At 71.9% G+C, this 15,549-nt stretch carries 13 protein-coding genes; 4 read left to right on the top strand and 9 right to left on the bottom strand.

Features of this window, described 5'->3' with window-relative positions:
- Positions 1-15: 15 nt before the first annotated feature.
- The 5 genes from rplI to ACL03H_RS15130 all read right to left on the bottom strand — a co-directional run bounded on the left by rplI (position 16) and on the right by ACL03H_RS15130 (position 2,935).
- Positions 16-468 (bottom strand): 50S ribosomal protein L9, encoded by a 453-nt coding sequence (rplI, locus tag ACL03H_RS15110; protein WP_412811858.1) that lies wholly within the window; start codon positions 466-468, stop codon positions 16-18.
- Positions 469-556: 88 nt separating this feature from the next.
- On the bottom strand, positions 557-796 hold the full coding sequence (gene rpsR, locus ACL03H_RS15115; RefSeq protein WP_184484100.1) for a 30S ribosomal protein S18: 240 nt from the start codon (positions 794-796) through the stop codon (positions 557-559).
- A gap of 44 nt (positions 797-840) precedes the next feature.
- Positions 841-1,329, bottom strand: coding sequence for a single-stranded DNA-binding protein (locus ACL03H_RS15120; RefSeq protein ID WP_412811859.1), 489 nt, complete (start codon positions 1,327-1,329; stop codon positions 841-843).
- A gap of 99 nt (positions 1,330-1,428) precedes the next feature.
- Positions 1,429-1,794: a 30S ribosomal protein S6 gene (gene rpsF / locus ACL03H_RS15125; RefSeq protein WP_412811860.1), complete on the bottom strand. Its 366-nt coding sequence runs from the start codon at positions 1,792-1,794 to the stop codon at positions 1,429-1,431.
- 166 nt (positions 1,795-1,960) lie between these two features.
- A complete protein-coding gene (locus ACL03H_RS15130) occupies positions 1,961-2,935 on the bottom strand; it encodes a hypothetical protein (protein WP_412811861.1) in 975 nt (324 codons plus the stop codon).
- A gap of 238 nt (positions 2,936-3,173) precedes the next feature.
- On the opposite strand from ACL03H_RS15130, the gene ACL03H_RS15135 reads away from it, so the two are divergent.
- Both ACL03H_RS15135 and ACL03H_RS15140 read left to right on the top strand, forming a co-directional pair.
- A complete protein-coding gene (locus tag ACL03H_RS15135; protein ID WP_412811862.1) occupies positions 3,174-3,944 on the top strand; it encodes a deoxyribonuclease IV in 771 nt (256 codons plus the stop codon).
- A 56-nt stretch (positions 3,945-4,000) separates the two neighbouring features.
- Entirely contained in the window at positions 4,001-5,455 is a 1,455-nt protein-coding gene (locus tag ACL03H_RS15140) for a glycosyltransferase 87 family protein (protein ID WP_412811863.1), read from the top strand.
- Here ACL03H_RS15140 and ACL03H_RS15145 read toward each other — a convergent pair.
- The 3 genes from ACL03H_RS15145 to ACL03H_RS15155 all read right to left on the bottom strand — a co-directional run bounded on the left by ACL03H_RS15145 (position 5,357) and on the right by ACL03H_RS15155 (position 11,105).
- A complete protein-coding gene (locus ACL03H_RS15145; protein WP_412811864.1) occupies positions 5,357-7,006 on the bottom strand; it encodes a glycosyltransferase family 87 protein in 1,650 nt (549 codons plus the stop codon). The two genes, ACL03H_RS15140 and ACL03H_RS15145, sit on opposite strands and share 99 nt — an antisense overlap.
- An 82-nt stretch (positions 7,007-7,088) precedes the next feature.
- The gene (locus ACL03H_RS15150) at positions 7,089-10,598 is read right to left on the bottom strand and encodes a transglycosylase domain-containing protein (protein ID WP_412811865.1); all 3,510 of its coding nucleotides are present in this window, start codon (positions 10,596-10,598) and stop codon (positions 7,089-7,091) included.
- A 102-nt stretch (positions 10,599-10,700) separates the two neighbouring features.
- The gene (locus tag ACL03H_RS15155) at positions 10,701-11,105 is read right to left on the bottom strand and encodes a DUF5318 domain-containing protein (RefSeq protein ID WP_412811866.1); all 405 of its coding nucleotides are present in this window, start codon (positions 11,103-11,105) and stop codon (positions 10,701-10,703) included.
- A gap of 778 nt (positions 11,106-11,883) precedes the next feature.
- Between ACL03H_RS15155 and ACL03H_RS15160 the strand changes: the two genes are divergently transcribed.
- Positions 11,884-12,972, top strand: coding sequence for an inositol-3-phosphate synthase (locus tag ACL03H_RS15160; protein ID WP_412811867.1), 1,089 nt, complete (start codon positions 11,884-11,886; stop codon positions 12,970-12,972).
- A 36-nt stretch (positions 12,973-13,008) separates the two neighbouring features.
- On the opposite strand, the gene ACL03H_RS15165 is transcribed toward ACL03H_RS15160, so the two are convergent.
- Positions 13,009-13,857: a diguanylate cyclase domain-containing protein gene (locus tag ACL03H_RS15165; RefSeq protein ID WP_412811868.1), complete on the bottom strand. Its 849-nt coding sequence runs from the start codon at positions 13,855-13,857 to the stop codon at positions 13,009-13,011.
- 307 nt (positions 13,858-14,164) lie between these two features.
- On the opposite strand from ACL03H_RS15165, the gene ACL03H_RS15170 reads away from it, so the two are divergent.
- Positions 14,165-15,505 (top strand): glycosyltransferase 87 family protein, encoded by a 1,341-nt coding sequence (locus ACL03H_RS15170; RefSeq protein WP_412811869.1) that lies wholly within the window; start codon positions 14,165-14,167, stop codon positions 15,503-15,505.
- Positions 15,506-15,549 lie beyond the last annotated feature (44 nt).

The following is a 15,549-nucleotide window of genomic DNA, read 5'->3' on the forward strand; positions in this document are numbered from 1 at the left end:
CGCGCGGCGCGCTGCTTACTTCGCGGCCGCGACCTGAACGTCGACCGAGGCCTTGACGTCGGGGTGCAGCCGGACGTCGACCCCGTGCTTGCCGAGGGCCTTGATGTGCCCGCGCAGGTCGACCGAACGCTTGTCCAGGTTCGGGCCACCGGCCTTGCGCACCGCGGCCACGACGTCGGCAGCGGTGATCGAGCCGAACAGCTTGCCCTGCGCCGAGACCTTGGCGGTCAGCACGACCGAGCCGAGCTCCTGCAGCTGCGCCTTGAGCTCCTGCGCGTGCTCCAGGTTGCGGACCCGGCGGGCCTCCTGGGTGCGGCGGATCGTCTCGACCTGCTTCTGCGCGCCCTTGGTGGCGACGATCGCCAGGCCGCGGGGCAGCAGCAGGTTGCGGGCGTACCCGTCCTTGACCTCGACGATGTCACCCGACTCGCCCAGGCCGCTCACGTCCGCAGTCAGAATGATCTTCACGACGTGTCTCCTTCTAGCGTCTCTCGCGAGACCGGCGTCCCCTCCCGCGCGGCCCGGAGGGCAGCGGGGAGCGGACGGGCGGCTCGAATCAGCGGGCGGTCGAGGTGTACGGCAGCAGCGCCATCTCGCGGGCGTTCTTCACCGCGATGGCGACGTCGCGCTGGTGCTGGCTGCAGTTGCCGGTCACCCGACGCGCGCGGATCTTGCCGCGGTCGGAGATGTACTTGCGCAGCAGCGTCGTGTCCTTGTAGTCGATGCTCTGCGCCGCGCGGTCCTTGCAGAACACGCAGACCTTCTTCTTAGGCTTGCGCACAGGCGCCTTGGCCATGGTCTTCCTCCTGGAAAGCATTTACGAGTGGGTGAGCGCGCGGATCAGAACGGCGGTTCGTCGCTGAACCCGCCGCCGGACGAACCGGCGGGCGGGGCCGAACCCCACGGGTCGTCGGCGGGAGCGGACGCACCGCCGCCGCTGCCGAAACCACCGCCGCCACCGCTGCGGCTGACCTTGTTCACCTTGGCGGTCGCGTACCTCAGCGACGGCCCGATCTCGTCGACCTCGAGCTCGACGACGGTGCGCTTCTCGCCTTCCTTCGTCTCGAAGGAACGCTGGCGCAGCCGCCCCTGCACCACGACCCGCATACCGCGGGTCAGCGTCTCGGCCACGTTCTCCGCGGCCTGACGCCAGATGTTGCAGCGCAGGAACAGCGCCTCGCCGTCCTTCCACTCGCCGGACTGGCGGTCGAAGGTGCGCGGCGTCGAGGCGACCGTGAAGTTCGCTACCGCCGCGCCCGAGGGCGTGAAGCGCAGCTCCGGATCGGCGGTGAGGTTGCCGACCACCGTGATTACCGTTTCACCGGCCATCGCCTGGACTCCGTCCTTGACATGCGGGGTCTCTTGAAATTCGGGTCACCGCGAGGGGGACCGCCTGCTCTCGGACCACCGGGGTCCGATCGCGGTCGCTCAGACGGATGCCTCGGAGCGGTTGGCGTGCTTGGTCGCCTTCGCCGCGGCGCGCGCCACGCGGGCGGCCTTGCGCGGCTCGGCGATGCGCCGCTGCACCTTGGTGCGCAGGACCGTCTCGTTCAGGTTCAGCTGGCGGTCCAGCTCCTTGACCGAGGCGGGCTCGCTGTTGAGGTCGACGACGACGTAGATGCCCTCGGCCTGCTTGTTGATCTCGAAGGAGAGCCGGCGACGGCCCCAGACGTCGAGCTTCTCAACGCTGCCACCGTCGTTGCGGATGACCTTGAGGAAGTTTTCCAGGGACTGCGGCACGGTGCGCTCGTCCAGGCTGGGGTCGAGAATGACCATGACCTCGTAATGACGCATGAAGACCACTCACCTCCTGTGGACTCACGGCCACGGACTTTCCGTGGCAGGAGGGTCGTTCGCGTCCACGAACCAGGCAAGGCTAGCAACCTGGTCCGACGTCCCGGCCGCCCGGGTGCCGGACGCGGTCGGGGTTGCCACCGGTGCGCGAGATCACGCCCGCCGGTCAGGCGCGGCGGAGCACCCAGCTGCGGACCAGGGCGGCGGTCACACCGGCCAGCGAGATGGCGGCGATGAGGACCGGCAGCGCGATCCGGTCGCCCTCGCCCATCGGCAGCGCCTCGGCCCTGCCCGCGGCCCGGACCTCCTCGCGGGCGGCCAGCTCGGCGCGCTCGCGCTCCTGGGCGGCCGCCTGCGCGCGGAGGTCGCCGACGTTCGGGGCGAAACCGGGGACGGCGCCGAACTGGGCCTGCGCCCACGGCGGCAGCGCACCCGGGACGCCGGGGGCACCGGTGGCGTAGCCGGGCGGCACCACGGTGACGGGCGCGCCGGTCCCACCGCCGGGGGCGGGCGGGGAGGATGCGGCGACGCCGGTGCCCGGCGCGGTCGGCGGGGCGCTCGGCCGCGGGGCCGGCGGGGCGACCGGCTCGGTTGTCGGGTCCGGCGGGGTCGGCTGCGGGGTCGGCCGGTCCTGCCCGGTCACCTTGGCGCCGAAGCAGCCGAGGACCGCGAGGTTGCGGACGTGCTGGCTCACGGCGGTGCCCTTGCCCCGCAGCGCGGCGAGACCGTCGATCCGCGGGGTGAACGCCTGCGCCAGCTCCTTGCCGGAGAACTTCTGGGTCTCCTCGGAGACCGATCCCAGCGAGATCGCCCCGGCGGCCGTGAACTCCTGGACCGCCTGGTCGGCCACGTCGAAGCCGAACGGGAAGACCAGCAGCGTCGCCTGCCGCACCTTGGCGTCCAGCGCGGCCGGCGAGACGAGGATGCTCTGGCCGAACTCGGTGGACTCGGTCGTCCCGGTGCAGGCGTCGATGACGGCGGAACCGGAGGCGCTCGCGGCGCCCGCGCCGAGCAGACTGCTGGCGGTGACGAACGCGCCGACGGTGCTCGCGGCCAGCGCGCGGCTCACGGCGGACCGCTTCGAGCGGCGGTTCACCGGTGCGGTCGAGCTCTGGTCAGGACGCGCACTTTCGCCACCCATGGTTCCTCCCCGATGCACTTACCGGTGACACCCGTTCACCCTTCCAATGAAAATAACGTGGGAAATGCGCTAGCGGTGACGCCCCGCACACGAAAACTTCAGCCGAATCTCGCCGAGCGCGCATCCGGATCGATCGAGGGCACCGGGTGCGCGCGCTCCGGCGGGCTCGCGCCCGGGCGCGAGCCGCGCAGCGGTCGGCCGGGCGGAGCGGGTCCGGGCCGGTCATTAAGCTCGGGGAATGCTGATTGGGGCCCACGTCCGGGACGACGAACCGCTCACCGCCGCCCGCGAGCTCGGTGCCGACGTCGTGCAGTTCTTCCTGTCCGATCCGCAGGGCTGGAAGGCGCCGAAGCCGCACCCGCGAGCCGCCGAACTGCGCGAGAGCGAGCTGGAGGTGTTCATCCACTCGCCCTACGTGATCAACGTGGCCTCGCTGAACAACCGGATCCGCATCCCGTCCCGCAAGGCCGTGGCGCAGCAGGCGAAGGCCGCCGCCGAGGTGGGCGCGCGCGGGCTGGTGGTGCACGGCGGGCACGTCACCAAGGACGACGACCCGGCGGAGGGCATCGCGAACTGGCGCAAGCTGTTCGAGCGGCAGGCCGACGAGGGCGGTTTCGCGGTTCCGGTGCTGATCGAGAACACCGCGGGCGGGGCGAACGCGATGGCGCGCCGCTTCGACGTGCTCTCCCGGCTGTGGGACGCGGTCGGCGAGTTCGGCGCGGGCTTCTGCCTGGACACCTGCCACGCGCACGCGGCGGGCGAGGAGCTGCCGGACATCGCCGAGCGGGTCCGCTCGATCACCGGCCGGATCGACCTGGTCCACCTCAACGACTCCCGGGACGCCTTCGGCTCCTCCCGGGACCGGCACGCCAACATCGGCGCCGGGGAGATCGACCCGGACCTGCTGGTCGCGGTGTGCGCGACGGCGGGCGCGCCGGTCGTGGTGGAGACGCCGGGCGAGGGCCAGGCAGCCGACATCGGTTACCTGCGCGACAAGGTGCGGACCTGATCAACTCCGCCGACTAGGGTCACCCCCGCACGAGGGCAGGCGGGGAAGGAAGACCGATGCGCGAGCAGCTGGCGACCGGCCACGCACCCGGCCCGGGTGGTGGTGCGGGCAAGCGGCTGACCTCCGCATCGCTGGCGCTGCTGTGCTTGCTCACCGCGCTGGCGCTGGCCGCGGGCTACGCGAACAAGGCCCGCTGCACCGGACCGGAGTTCGACGAGTGGGGCCGTTCCGGGCCCGGCTACCAGGAGCGGGCCTACCAGGACGTCTGCTACTCCGACGTGCAGAACCTGTGGATCGGCCGGGACATCGACCGGCACGTGTTCCCCTACGTGCACGGGAGCATGGACGACTCCGGGGAGCTGCGCGGCGGCACCGTGGAGTACCCGGTGCTGTCCGGGCTGCTGATGTGGCTGGGCGCGCTGCCGGTGGACACCGATGCCGGGTTCCTCGCCGCCTCGGCGCTGCTGCTGGCCCCGTTCGGGCTCGGGGTGGCCTGGTGGCTGGGGCGGTTGAGCGGCCGCCGCGCGCTGCTGTGGGCGCTGAGCCCGCCGCTGGTGCTCTACGCGTTCCACAACTGGGACCTGCCCGCGGTGGCCTGCGCCGTCGCGGCGGTGTTCGCGGTGCACCGGGCGGGTCCGCCGCTGCGGAACCGGGCGGTGCTGGCCGCGGTGCTGCTGGGGCTGGGATTCGCGTTCAAGGTCTACCCGGGGTTGTTCGTGCTGCCGCTGGCGCTGTTCGTGCTCACCGGCGGCCGGGGCGGGGCCGCGCTGACGCCGGGGACCCGGTACGACGTGCGCGGTGCGCTCGCGGTGCTGGGGGCTGCCGCGGCGACGGTGGTGCTGGTGAACCTGCCGTTCGCGGTGGCCGGGTTCGACGGCTGGTGGGCGTCGTTCCGGTTCCAGTCGAACCGTCAGGTGGACCTCAGCACCAACTCGGTCTGGTACTGGGGGCTGCGCGACTTCGCCGAGGTGGACGGGTTCCAGCAGGCGGTCGGCGTGCTCTCGCCGCTGCTGGTGCTGCTGTCGTTCGCGGTGGCCTGCGCGGTGGGCTGGCGGCTGCGGGAGCGGACGGGGACCTACCCGTGGATCCCGGTGTCGGCGGCGATGCTGTGCGGGTTCCTGCTGCTGCACAAGGTGCACTCGCCGCAGTACGTGCTGTGGCTGCTGCCGTTCTTCGTGCTGCTGCGGATCCGCTGGGGCTGGATCGCGGCCTACCTGCTCGCGGACCTGGCGATGGGGATCGGCATCTTCCGGTGGCTGGGCGAGGCGAGCGGGATCAACGACGGCTTCGCGGCGCAGGCGCTCGTGCTCGGGGTGTGGGGGCGGGCGGCGCTGCTGGTCGGGTTGTTCCCGGCGTTCCTGCGCGCGCGGTCGGCGGTGGACGACGACGAGGGTGGTGGCGGAGCCGGCGGTTCAGCTCGCGCGTTCGCGCTGAGCGCCGAGGGTGCGCGCCCACCGGACGAGCCGGTCGGCGGTGGTGCGCGGCCACGGCAGCACGACCCGGTCCGGTGATCCGTCGAGGAAGCCCCCGGAGGGGTCGTCGACGGCGGTCCGCCCGTGGGAACCGACGGGCCCGAGCGCGCGGCGCACCTGGTCCCCGCCCGGGCGGAGCACCTCGTGCACCACCACCGCGCACAGCGCCAGCACCACCAGGTCGCGGACCAGCACGGCGCCGAGGAACCAGCCCTCCGGGAGCCCCTTGTTGCCGGTTCCCAGGTAGTAGTACATCCGGGGTGCCCAGACGGCCGCGTCGACGGCCATCCAGGTCAGCAGCCACCGCCAGCGCGGCACGGCGAGCACCGCGAGCGGCACCAGCCACAGGGAGTACTGCGGGCTCCACACCTTGTTGGTGAGCAGGAAGGCGGCGACCAGCAGGAAGCACAGCTGCACCAACCTGGGCCGCGTGGGGGCGGCCAGCGCGAGCCAGCCGATCGCGGCGCAGCACAGCGCGAACAGCCCGAGCGACACCGCGTTGAGCACCACCGGTACCTGGCCCGGAGCGAGCGGCCCGTCGAACCCGGCCCATCCCGTGTAGTGCGCGAGCGCGTTGTAGAGCGAGTCGGGGTCGGCGCCGCGAGCGGTGTTGAGCCGGTAGAACTCGCCCCAGCCGACCGGGTACAGCAGCAGGATCGGCAGGTTGACCGCGAGCCACGCGGCGGCGGCTCCCGCCAGCGCGCGGCCGCCCTCGCGCAGCCGCCCGGCGCGCAGGCACAGCACCAGCAGCGGTCCGAGCAGCAGCAGCGGGTAGAACTTGGCGGCTCCGCCGAGACCGATGAGCACCCCGGCGAGCCACGGTCGTCGGCGCGCCCAGGCGAGCAGACCGGTGGTGGCCAGCGCGGCGGCGAGGGCGTCGAAGTTGGTGAAGGCGTGCACGAACGCGAGCGGGCTGAGCGCGACGAGCGCGGCGTCCCAGGGGCGGCGGCCGGCCAGCGCCATCGCCGCCCACACCACGACGAGCCAGGCGGCGGTGAGCCAGAGGGCGGTGATGTTGAAGTACAGCACCGTGATCATCGCGGCGGGGAGCCAACCGAGCTGCGCCAGGGTGGTCCAGCCGTCGGTGATCTTCGCGTTGAGCCACTGGAAGACCCCGGTGACCACCGGGTACTCCATGTAGTGCTGTTCCTGCGGCGAGGATCCCGGCTGCTGCGTCCACGGCGTCTTGTACGGGAAGACCCCGTCGGGAGCGAGATCGCCCATGCCGAACCGGGGGATGATGTCGGAGTAGCACATCGCCGTGTACTGGCGGTTCGCCCGCCAGTCCAGCTGGGTGCCCTGCGCGGTGTCGTAGGTCTGCAAGCACGGGGCCTTGAACAGCCAGGCGGCGGCGAGCGTGATCATCGCCAGCAGCAGCAGGACCCGCAGCGGGGTCCAGAACCACTGCCTGCCGACCTGCGCGTGCCTGCCGAGCGGGCCGCCGAACGGCCGGGACAGGGCGGCGGCCACGGGTTCGGTCCAGGTCGGGGCCACCCGGTCCGCGGCGTCCAGGGAGTCGCCGTCCACCGCCGCGCTCACCCGCTCGGGCTCCTCGGACTCGGTTCCGGCGTCGTCGGGCTTCGTGGACACGATCGGATGCTACGGCGTGCGAAGGGCCCCTCCGACGACCGCACCGGGTGGCGCTGAGCGCGCCACCCGGTGCGGGTCGGGGTCATTCTCCGTCGCGGCCCCGGCTCGGGGCGACGGCGTTGCCGCCGCCCGGTCCGTCGTTGCCCGGGCCCTCGTCGTCGTTGCCGGGGGGACAGCCGAGCCAGCCGCAGTCACCGGACGGGTCGGAGCTCTCCGACTCGCTCTCCGAGGTCTCGCTCTCGCTGGTCGTCGGCGGCAGCGAGGTCGTCGGCGGCAGCGAGGTGGGCGGCGGCGGGGGCGGCTCCGAGCTGGAGGTCGTCGGCTTCGGCGGCTGCTTCTGCTCGAACTGACCGATGGGGCTCGGCTCCGGGAAGTCCTCCACCGGGAGGTTCTGGTGGTAGCTGTTCATGAACTCCTGCCAGATGTCCCCGGGCAGGCCGCTCCCGTAGATGATCTTGCCGCTGGCCTCCTCGACGGGGATCGGCTTGCCGTCCTCGTCGGCGAGCATCCCGACCGCGGTGGACAGCTGCGGCGTGGTGCCGATCATCCAGGCGTTCTGGTTCTTCTCGGTGTCGAAGTACTGGTGCGTACCGGTCTTCGACGCCACCGGCCGGTCCTTGTTCAGCGGCAGCTTCGAGTGCTCGGCCACCCCGATCATCGACTCGATGACGTTGGCGGCCAGGTTCTTGCTCTCCGAGGCGCTGTCGGCGAACGCCGGCTTGGACGGCTCCGGCGCGAACTCCTCGGTCTTCACCGCGTTCTGGATCTTCTGCACGAACTGCGGGTGCACCTGCTTGCCCTCGTTCGCGAACGTGGCGTAGGCGGTGGCCATGTCGATCGTGCGGACCGGGTAGGCGCCCAGGGCGATACCGGCGTCGACACCGCCGTTGGCGTTCTGCATCGTGGGCTCCCCGTTGAACTCGGCGGGGATGCCGGCCTGGATCGCGACCTCCCGCACGGACGGGGTGCCGAACTTCGCGGCCATGTTCACGAACACGGTGTTCACCGACTTGTTCATGGCCTCGCGCACGCCGCAGTGCTTCGGGTCGTCGCAGATCGAACCGGGGGCGTTGCCGAACTTGGTGCCCAGGATCTCCTGGTGGTCGCTGCCGTCGTAGTACTCGCCGATGCCGTAGTCCTTCTCCAGCCCGGCCATCACGACGAACGGCTTGAACGAGGAGCCCGGGGGCTGCGGCGAGGCGGCGTAGTCGAAGTAGACCTGCTCCCCACCGCCGTAGTACGCGCGGACCCCGCCCGTCTTCGGATCGACCGCGACCAGCGAGGTGCGCAGGTTCTCCGGCTGACCCGCCGTCACCTTCCGCACCGCTTCCTCGGCCTGCCGCTGCGCGTTGGGATCGATGGTCGTGGTGATCGTGTAGCCGCCGAGGGTCAGCGCCTGCTCGTTGTAGCCCTCGCGCTCCAGCTCGGCGAGGACCTGCTTGCGGATGTGCAGCTGGGAGGCGTTGCCCTCCGGCTTGCTCTTCCAGGCGTCGCGCTCCCGGGTCTCGGGCAGCGCCATGCTCGCGCGGACGTCCTTCGTGACGAAGTTGTTCTTGAGCATCTGGTCGGCGACGTAGTTCCAGCGCCACTCGCCCTGCTCCGCGTCGACCCGGGGGTCGTTGTCGGTCGGGCGCTGCACCATGCCCGCGAGCACCGCGGCCTCGCTCGGGTCCAGGTCCTTCGGCAGCTTGCCGAAGTAGGCCTCGGCGGCGGCGTGGATGCCGTTGGCGCCGCGCCCGTAGTACGCGGTGTTGAGGTAGGCCTTGAGGATGTCGTCCTTCGACTGCTGGTTCGTCACCTTGTAGGCGATGACGACTTCCTTCACCTTGCGGGTGATGGAGTACTCGTCCTGGTCCAGCGCCAGCTTCACGTACTGCTGGGTCAGCGTGGAACCACCACCGGCGCCGCCGCCGATCTGGTTGTAGACGGCGACCAGGATGCCCCGGATGGAGAAGCCGGGGTTCGTGTAGAACGACGCGTCCTCCGCGGCGACCGTGGCGTCCAGCATCGGCTGCGAGACCTCGCCCTTGAGGTCCCGGATCATGGTCAGCGAACCGCCCTCGGGTTCGACCCGGGTCAGCTCCTGGCCGTTCGCGTAGTTGATCGTGATCGTCTGCTCGGTCCGGCTGGCGATCTTCTCCGGATCCGGCACCTCCCACATGGTGTAGCCGTAGGCGAAGGTGCCGATGCCGAGCAGCAGCATCGCGGCGGCCGCGACGTAGCAGGTCCGGCGGACGCGCCGCCAGATCTTCTTGCGCTTGGCCTTGCGGGCGCTCACCTCGTCGTCGGGGTCGGACAGGCCGTCGTCGTGGGGGCCACCGTCGTCGTCACCGCGTCCCCTCCCGTACCGGTCGTCGTCGTAGCCGTCGTCGTAGTCGTCGTAGCCGCCGCCGTCGTACGGGTCCGAGGAGTAGTAGTCGTAGGAGCTCTGCGTGGCCTCGTGCGTCAGCAGCTGCGGTTCGCGCGGCTCGCCGCCCGAGGCCGCGGCGCCCGCCGCACCAGCGGCACCGCCACCACCGGCCCCGCCGGCACCAGCGCCACCGGCGGCGCCGCCACCGGCCGCCGCCGCGGCACCGCCGAGAGCGGCCGCACCGGCCACGCCGCCGACGACGCCACCGGCCGCCGCCGCACCGCGGCCGCGCCCCTTGTCCTGGCCACCGGGGGTCTGCGGGATGTTCTCCGTGGGCCGCTCACCCGGCGGCACCGCACCCTGCTGCGGGCGCCCGGGCGGGCCCTGGCGGGCGCCCTGCTGCGCGCCGCCGGGCGGCGGAGGCGGGACCTGGCGGGTTCCCTGCTGACCGGGCCGCTGCGGGGTGGAGAACTGCTGGGTGCTCTGCTCGTCCGGGGTCTCGGGCCGTCCCTGCTGGGCGCCCGCCTGGGCCGAGCCGGGCTGCTGAGCTCCGGGTGGCTGCGAGCCGGGCCTGCCCGGGGCCTGGCGCTGGGTGCGCTGGTCGGCCGGGGGCGGTGGCGGCTGCTTCGCGAACGAGGTGGCCTGGTCGAGCTGGTTCGGCCCCTCGCCGGAGCCCTTCGCGGCGCGCTTGCCGGTCGGGGCCTCGTCGTCGTCGAACGACGGCGTCCACGGCCCGGTCTGCTCACCGGGGGTCTCGGAGCCGCCGCCCGAACCGCGCGGGTTCACCGGCGGGGCGTTGCGCACCGTGTGGTCGGGGCCGCCCCCGTCACCGGGCCACTGCGGCGGCTCGCCGCCCTGGCCGGGGCGACCGGGCGGGGCCTGCCTGCGGGTGCCTTCACCCGGCCAGGGTCCGCCACCGCCCTGGCCCGGAGGGGGCGGCGGGGTGGAGGGCCGCTGCGGCGGCGGGTTCTGCGGAGCGCCGGGCGGCGGCCCCTGCGGGCGCTGCTGCGCACCGGGCCGCTGAGCGCCGGGGTTCTGCGGCCCCGGGTTCTGCGGTCCGGGCGGCCTGCCTCCCTGCGGGGTGCCTCCCGGCGGGGTGCCGCCCGGGGGCGGTCCCTGCGGGCGCGGACCCTGCTGCCGGGACGTGGGTGGCGTGGCCCGGTCGTCGGGGGGACCGGGGTTGCGACCTTCGGGCTGCCGGGAGTGGCGGCCACGAGCTGGGTCGTCACGCTCGTCGTTCACGAGTTGGCCTCCAGGACAGGCGTCGTGCGACGCCAGGTGGTGCATTCACATCGGGGTAACCCCGCATCCTGCGGGGAAGTGCTCTGCGCTCTCACGGCCGGGTCACTCGGCCGCTGTCCTGCGCCGGGGGCGGCGCTCGTTCACGTCACCGGTACCGAGGACGTACGACTGCACCAGGTGGTTCCAGCTGCACGTCCGGCAGACCTCGACGACATGCACGGTGAACTCCGAGAACGAATTCGCCAGCCGCTCCAGCTCGTCGGGACCGCGAGCGGACCCCGAAGCGTGCTTGAGCTCCTCGCCGAAGATCCACGAGACCAGCGTGAGCGGTTCCTTGCGACAGACCGGGCAGGTCACCTCGCTGGGCTGACCGTGGTACTTCGCCGCCCGCAGCAGGTACGGGTTGGCATCGCAGACCTCCATCACCCCGACTCGGCCAGCGTGGACCTGCGCGAGCAGCGACCTGCGCTGCAACGCGTAATCCACCACTTGCCGTTGGGTCCGCACGAGGGACAGGGTACGTGCCCGCCGCCGGTGCTCCATGCGCCGTTAGGGGCAGTGGCCGCGTTCCGCGCGTGACCTGGGGTGTCGTGAGCAGCGGGGTTGGTCTCGACCTGCGATAACCGGACGAGGGGCGCGGATATACTCCTTTCTCGGGCAAGTACGGCTGGGGACGGCTCGGGCGCGGGAGGTGGGATGCGCGAACTCGCCATGCCCCGCTCCGCGCGGAACGCCCGGCGGACCGGGCCCGAACTGCGCGGACGCCGTCCGGCCGCCCGCGGCCTCCGGGTGCCGCACCGCGGGATGTTCTACCGGACGACCGCACCCGGTCCGCACCCCGGGTTGATCTTGAAAATCGGTCCCGCCGCTCGTCGCGGTGCCGTTCTGATCGACCCCGCCGGCCCGGACGACGGTCGTGCCCCCGGGAACGTGATCGGTGCCACGGGACGGAGCGGGCGATTCCGGGCGAGTTCGCCGAGGGCGCACCATTTCTGGGAACAGCACGGCCGCGAACGCGGTTGTCGGAGTGGACACCGGTGCGCTCACCGGTCGACGCGGGCTGCGGGAGCCCGGGGAGACCACTCGGCACCGGTGCTCGACTTGCCCGGGTGGAGACCGCCGCTGATCTCCGCCCACCACCCGCGCGCACCGTCCGCGCGACGGGACACCGCACCACGGCCCGCCCGGGCCTGAACCGGTCGCCGGGCCGGCTCGCGCGCTCGGAGGAACCCGGGCGGGCGAGCGACCAGAAGGACAACACATGAGCAACGAGGAGGACCCTGCCATGAGCACAGACCGTCGCGAGGGCGCGGTTCGAGTGGCGATCGCCGGTGTGGGCAACTGCGCGGCATCGCTGGTGCAGGGCGTCCAGTACTACGCCGACGCCGATCCGGACACCCGGGTGCCCGGCCTGATGCACGTGCAGTTCGGCGAGTACCACGTGCGCGACGTGCAGTTCGTGGCCGCGTTCGACGTGGACGCCAAGAAGGTCGGCAGGGACCTCTCCGAGGCCATCGTGGCCAGCGAGAACAACACCATCAAGATCGCCGACGTCCCGCCGCTGGGCGTCCCGGTGCAGCGCGGGCACACCCTCGACGGCCTCGGCCGGTTCTACCGCGACACGATCACCGAGTCCGAGGAGCAGCCGGTCGACGTGGCGCAGGTGCTGCGCGACGCCGAGGTGGACGTGCTGGTCTCCTACCTGCCGGTGGGCTCGGACGACGCGGGCCGGTTCTACGCGCAGGCCGCGCTCGACGCCGGGGTCGCGTTCGTCAACGCGCTGCCGGTGTTCATCGCCTCCGACCCCGAGTGGGCCGCGAAGTTCACCGAGGCCGGGGTGCCGATCGTCGGCGACGACATCAAGTCCCAGGTCGGCGCGACCATCACGCACCGGGTGCTGACCAAGCTGTTCGAGGACCGCGGCGTGCACGTGGACCGCACCATGCAGCTCAACGTCGGCGGCAACATGGACTTCCTCAACATGAAGGAGCTCGACCGGCTGGAGTCGAAGAAGAAGTCCAAGACCCAGTCGGTCACCTCGCAGGTCAAGCGGGACCTGGACAAGCGCAACGTGCACATCGGTCCGTCGGACTACGTGCCGTGGCTGGACGACCGCAAGTGGGCCTACGTCCGGCTGGAGGGACGCGCGTTCGGCGACGTGCCGCTGAACCTGGAGTACAAGCTCGAGGTGTGGGACTCGCCGAACTCGGCGGGGATCATCATCGACGCGCTGCGCGCCGCAAAGATCGCGAAGGACCGCGGCATCGGCGGACCGATCCTGTCCGCGTCCTCGTACTTCATGAAGTCGCCGCCGGAGCAGTACTCCGACTCCGAGGCCTACCAGGCCGTCGAGGACTTCATCCGGAACGACTGATCGCTGATCCCCGGACCCGCCGCGGGGCGGGTCCGGTCAGTGCTGGAGCTGCTGCTCGGCGCGGGAGAGCACCGCGTGCGCGGTGGCGTTCCCGTTCGTGGTGACCCAGGAGACCCGCAGGCTGGGGCGGACCCGGGTCGGGCCGATCCGCATCGGCCAGCTCGCCATCCTGCGGGCCTGCTGCGCGATGGCCTCGCCGTTGCCGTTCGGGTGGTCCGCGACGAGGGCGAACTCGTCGCCGCCGTAGCGGGCGACGGTGTGCTCGTCGGACATCCCCTGGCGGAGCCTGCCCGCCAGGGTGCCGAGCAGCTCGTCGCCGCGCGCGAAGCCGTGCTCGGTGTTGAAGGCGGCCAGCTGGTGCACGTCGAGCAGCACCAGCGTGGTGAGCATCCCGCGGGTGCGCGCCCGCACCAGGGACTGCTCCAGCCGGTCCAGCAGCAGAGCGCGGCCGGGGAGGCCGGTGAGCGGGTCCAGCAGGCCGCGGCTGTGCCCGATGTCGGTCTGCACGGCCTGCAGCAGGATCAGCACCCGGCGCTTCCCCTGCGCCCGGACGGCGTGGTAATCCGCCCAGAGCCGGGTCGGGTGCCCGCCGCGCTCGACGACCATCGGCGTGGACAGCGGCGAGCCCGCGCGCAGCACCTGCCCGGCCAGCTCGGACCAGTCCGGCATCGCGGCGCCGGTGTCGTCGCGCACCTTCCAGCCGCTGGGCCGGGCGCCGGTGAGCAGATCGGACTTCGTCAGCTGCATGAGGTCGGCGGCGACGTCGTTGGTGGCGAGCACCTGACCGCGCTCGTCCGTGAGCAGCACGCCCACGGTCAGCCCGGTGATCAGCTCGTCCCAGATGGGCGGCAGCTGGGACGGCGCGGTCACGTCGAGGACACTCATTCGGCCCCTCCTCCCCACCAAACGGAGCAGTCCACTGGACTCTCCTCCGCAGAGAGGTCCGAATTCAAGAGCATCACTACCACCCGTAATGGTGGTATTTACCGAATGCGAATGACGCTGCGTCAGCAACTACCTAGGTCAACCCCGAAGCGCCACCCGATGCGGGAAACGACTGGTCCGGAAGACGGATGATCTTCGACTGCGGTGCGCCTTCCGCGCCGCTCCGTTCCCGGCGGGCTCCGGGTTGATCCGGCACTGCCTCTACGCTGGGTCGCGGCCGCCAGCGATCGGCGGCACCCCCGCATCGATGACCTGGACGGTGAAACCCGTGGCCGTGAGCGGACCGGAACCCACTGCGCGACGACCCCTCGGCGAGCTGCTGCGCGACCTGGCCCGGGAGAACCGCAGGTTGCTGATCGCGATCGGGATCGCGGAACTCGTCGCGGTGCTCATGGTCTCCACCATCAGCCCGCACGACCACATCGACGGTGAGGTGTACCGGCTCGGCGCCCGCGCGTGGCTGCAGGGCCAGGACATGTACGGGCCGCTTCCCGCGACCGAGTCCGGGCTCCGGCTCCCGTTCATCTACCCGCCGTTCGCCGCCGTGCTGTTCAGCCCGCTGGGGTTGATCCCGAAGGTCGGCGCCGTCGCGGTGATCATGCTGGTCTCGCACCTGGCGCTGCTGATCACGCTGTACCTGGTGCTCGACTCCGCGAGCTTCCTGCGCGGGCAGCGGGACCGGGTCGTGCTGTGGACCGGGGTGCTGCTGCCGCTGGCCACGCTGTCCGAGCCGGTGATGGAGACGCTCACCTACGCGCAGATCAACCTGGTGCTGATGGCCCTGGTGGCGATCGACTGCCTGTGGCGCACCGGCCCCGGGGAGCGCACGCCCTACCCGCGCGGGCTGCTCATCGGCATCGCCGCCGGGATCAAGCTCACCCCGGCCGCTTTCCTGCTGTTCTTCCTGCTGCGCAAGGAGTTCCGGCCGATCGCGATGGCCCTCGCCGGATTCCTCGGCACCGTGCTGATCGGGGCGGTGCTGGCCTTCGACGGCACCCGGCGGTACTGGCTGCACGAGGTGATGGCCACCGGCAACGTCTCGTTCGGCCCCAACTTCACCGGCAACGCCTCGGTCTACGCGGGCAACCAGTCGCTGCGCTCGGTGCTGACCAAGCTCGGCGTCGGCCCCGTGTCGGTGCTGTTCGTGCTCGTGGTGCTGCTGGCGCTGGCACTGGCCGTGGCGGGGATGGTGCACGCGCTGCGGCAGCAGGACCTGCCGATGGCGGTGACGCTGAACGGGCTGCTGTCGCTGCTGATCTCGCCGATCTCCTGGTCGCACCACTGGGTGTGGGCGATCCCGGCCCTGGTGCTGCTGGCGGGAGCCGCGGTGCGGCGGCAGGACTGGGGGCTGCTGATGATCACGGGGCTGGCGGCCTCGTTCTTCACCCTCGGGCCGATGTGGAAGGTGCCCCAGGGCAAGGGCCGGGAACTGCGCTGGAACCTGCTGGAGCACTTCGTCGGCAACGCCTACGTCTACTTCGGACTCGCGCTGCTGGCCTACTACGCCTACGGCTGGTGGCGCTCCCGCCGCCTCGCCGCGCGCTCCGCCGAGCAGGACGAACCTCCGGCGGTCTCCACCCCCGCCTGAACCACCCCCCGAACGCGAGAAGGCCGCCGGACCCGAACGGGTCC

It is taken from the genome of Saccharopolyspora antibiotica, from assembly GCF_047200635.1.
In the GTDB taxonomy this organism is placed as follows: Bacteria; Actinomycetota; Actinomycetes; order Mycobacteriales; family Pseudonocardiaceae; genus Saccharopolyspora_C.

Excerpts from the sequence above, each read along its gene's own strand:
- ACL03H_RS15130 (WP_412811861.1), bottom strand. The coding sequence starts at position 2,935 with ATGGGTGGCGAAAGTGCGCGTCCTGACCAGAGCTCGACCGCACCGGTG.
- rpsR (WP_184484100.1), bottom strand. The coding sequence starts at position 796 with ATGGCCAAGGCGCCTGTGCGCAAGCCTAAGAAGAAGGTCTGCGTGTTC.
- rpsF (WP_412811860.1), bottom strand. The coding sequence starts at position 1,794 with ATGCGTCATTACGAGGTCATGGTCATTCTCGACCCCAGCCTGGACGAG.
- ACL03H_RS15165 (WP_412811868.1), bottom strand. The coding sequence starts at position 13,857 with ATGAGTGTCCTCGACGTGACCGCGCCGTCCCAGCTGCCGCCCATCTGG.
- ACL03H_RS15120 (WP_412811859.1), bottom strand. The coding sequence starts at position 1,329 with ATGGCCGGTGAAACGGTAATCACGGTGGTCGGCAACCTCACCGCCGAT.
- ACL03H_RS15135 (WP_412811862.1), top strand. The coding sequence starts at position 3,174 with ATGCTGATTGGGGCCCACGTCCGGGACGACGAACCGCTCACCGCCGCC.
- ACL03H_RS15170 (WP_412811869.1), top strand. The coding sequence starts at position 14,165 with ATGACCTGGACGGTGAAACCCGTGGCCGTGAGCGGACCGGAACCCACT.
- ACL03H_RS15140 (WP_412811863.1), top strand. The coding sequence starts at position 4,001 with ATGCGCGAGCAGCTGGCGACCGGCCACGCACCCGGCCCGGGTGGTGGT.
- ACL03H_RS15160 (WP_412811867.1), top strand. The coding sequence starts at position 11,884 with ATGAGCACAGACCGTCGCGAGGGCGCGGTTCGAGTGGCGATCGCCGGT.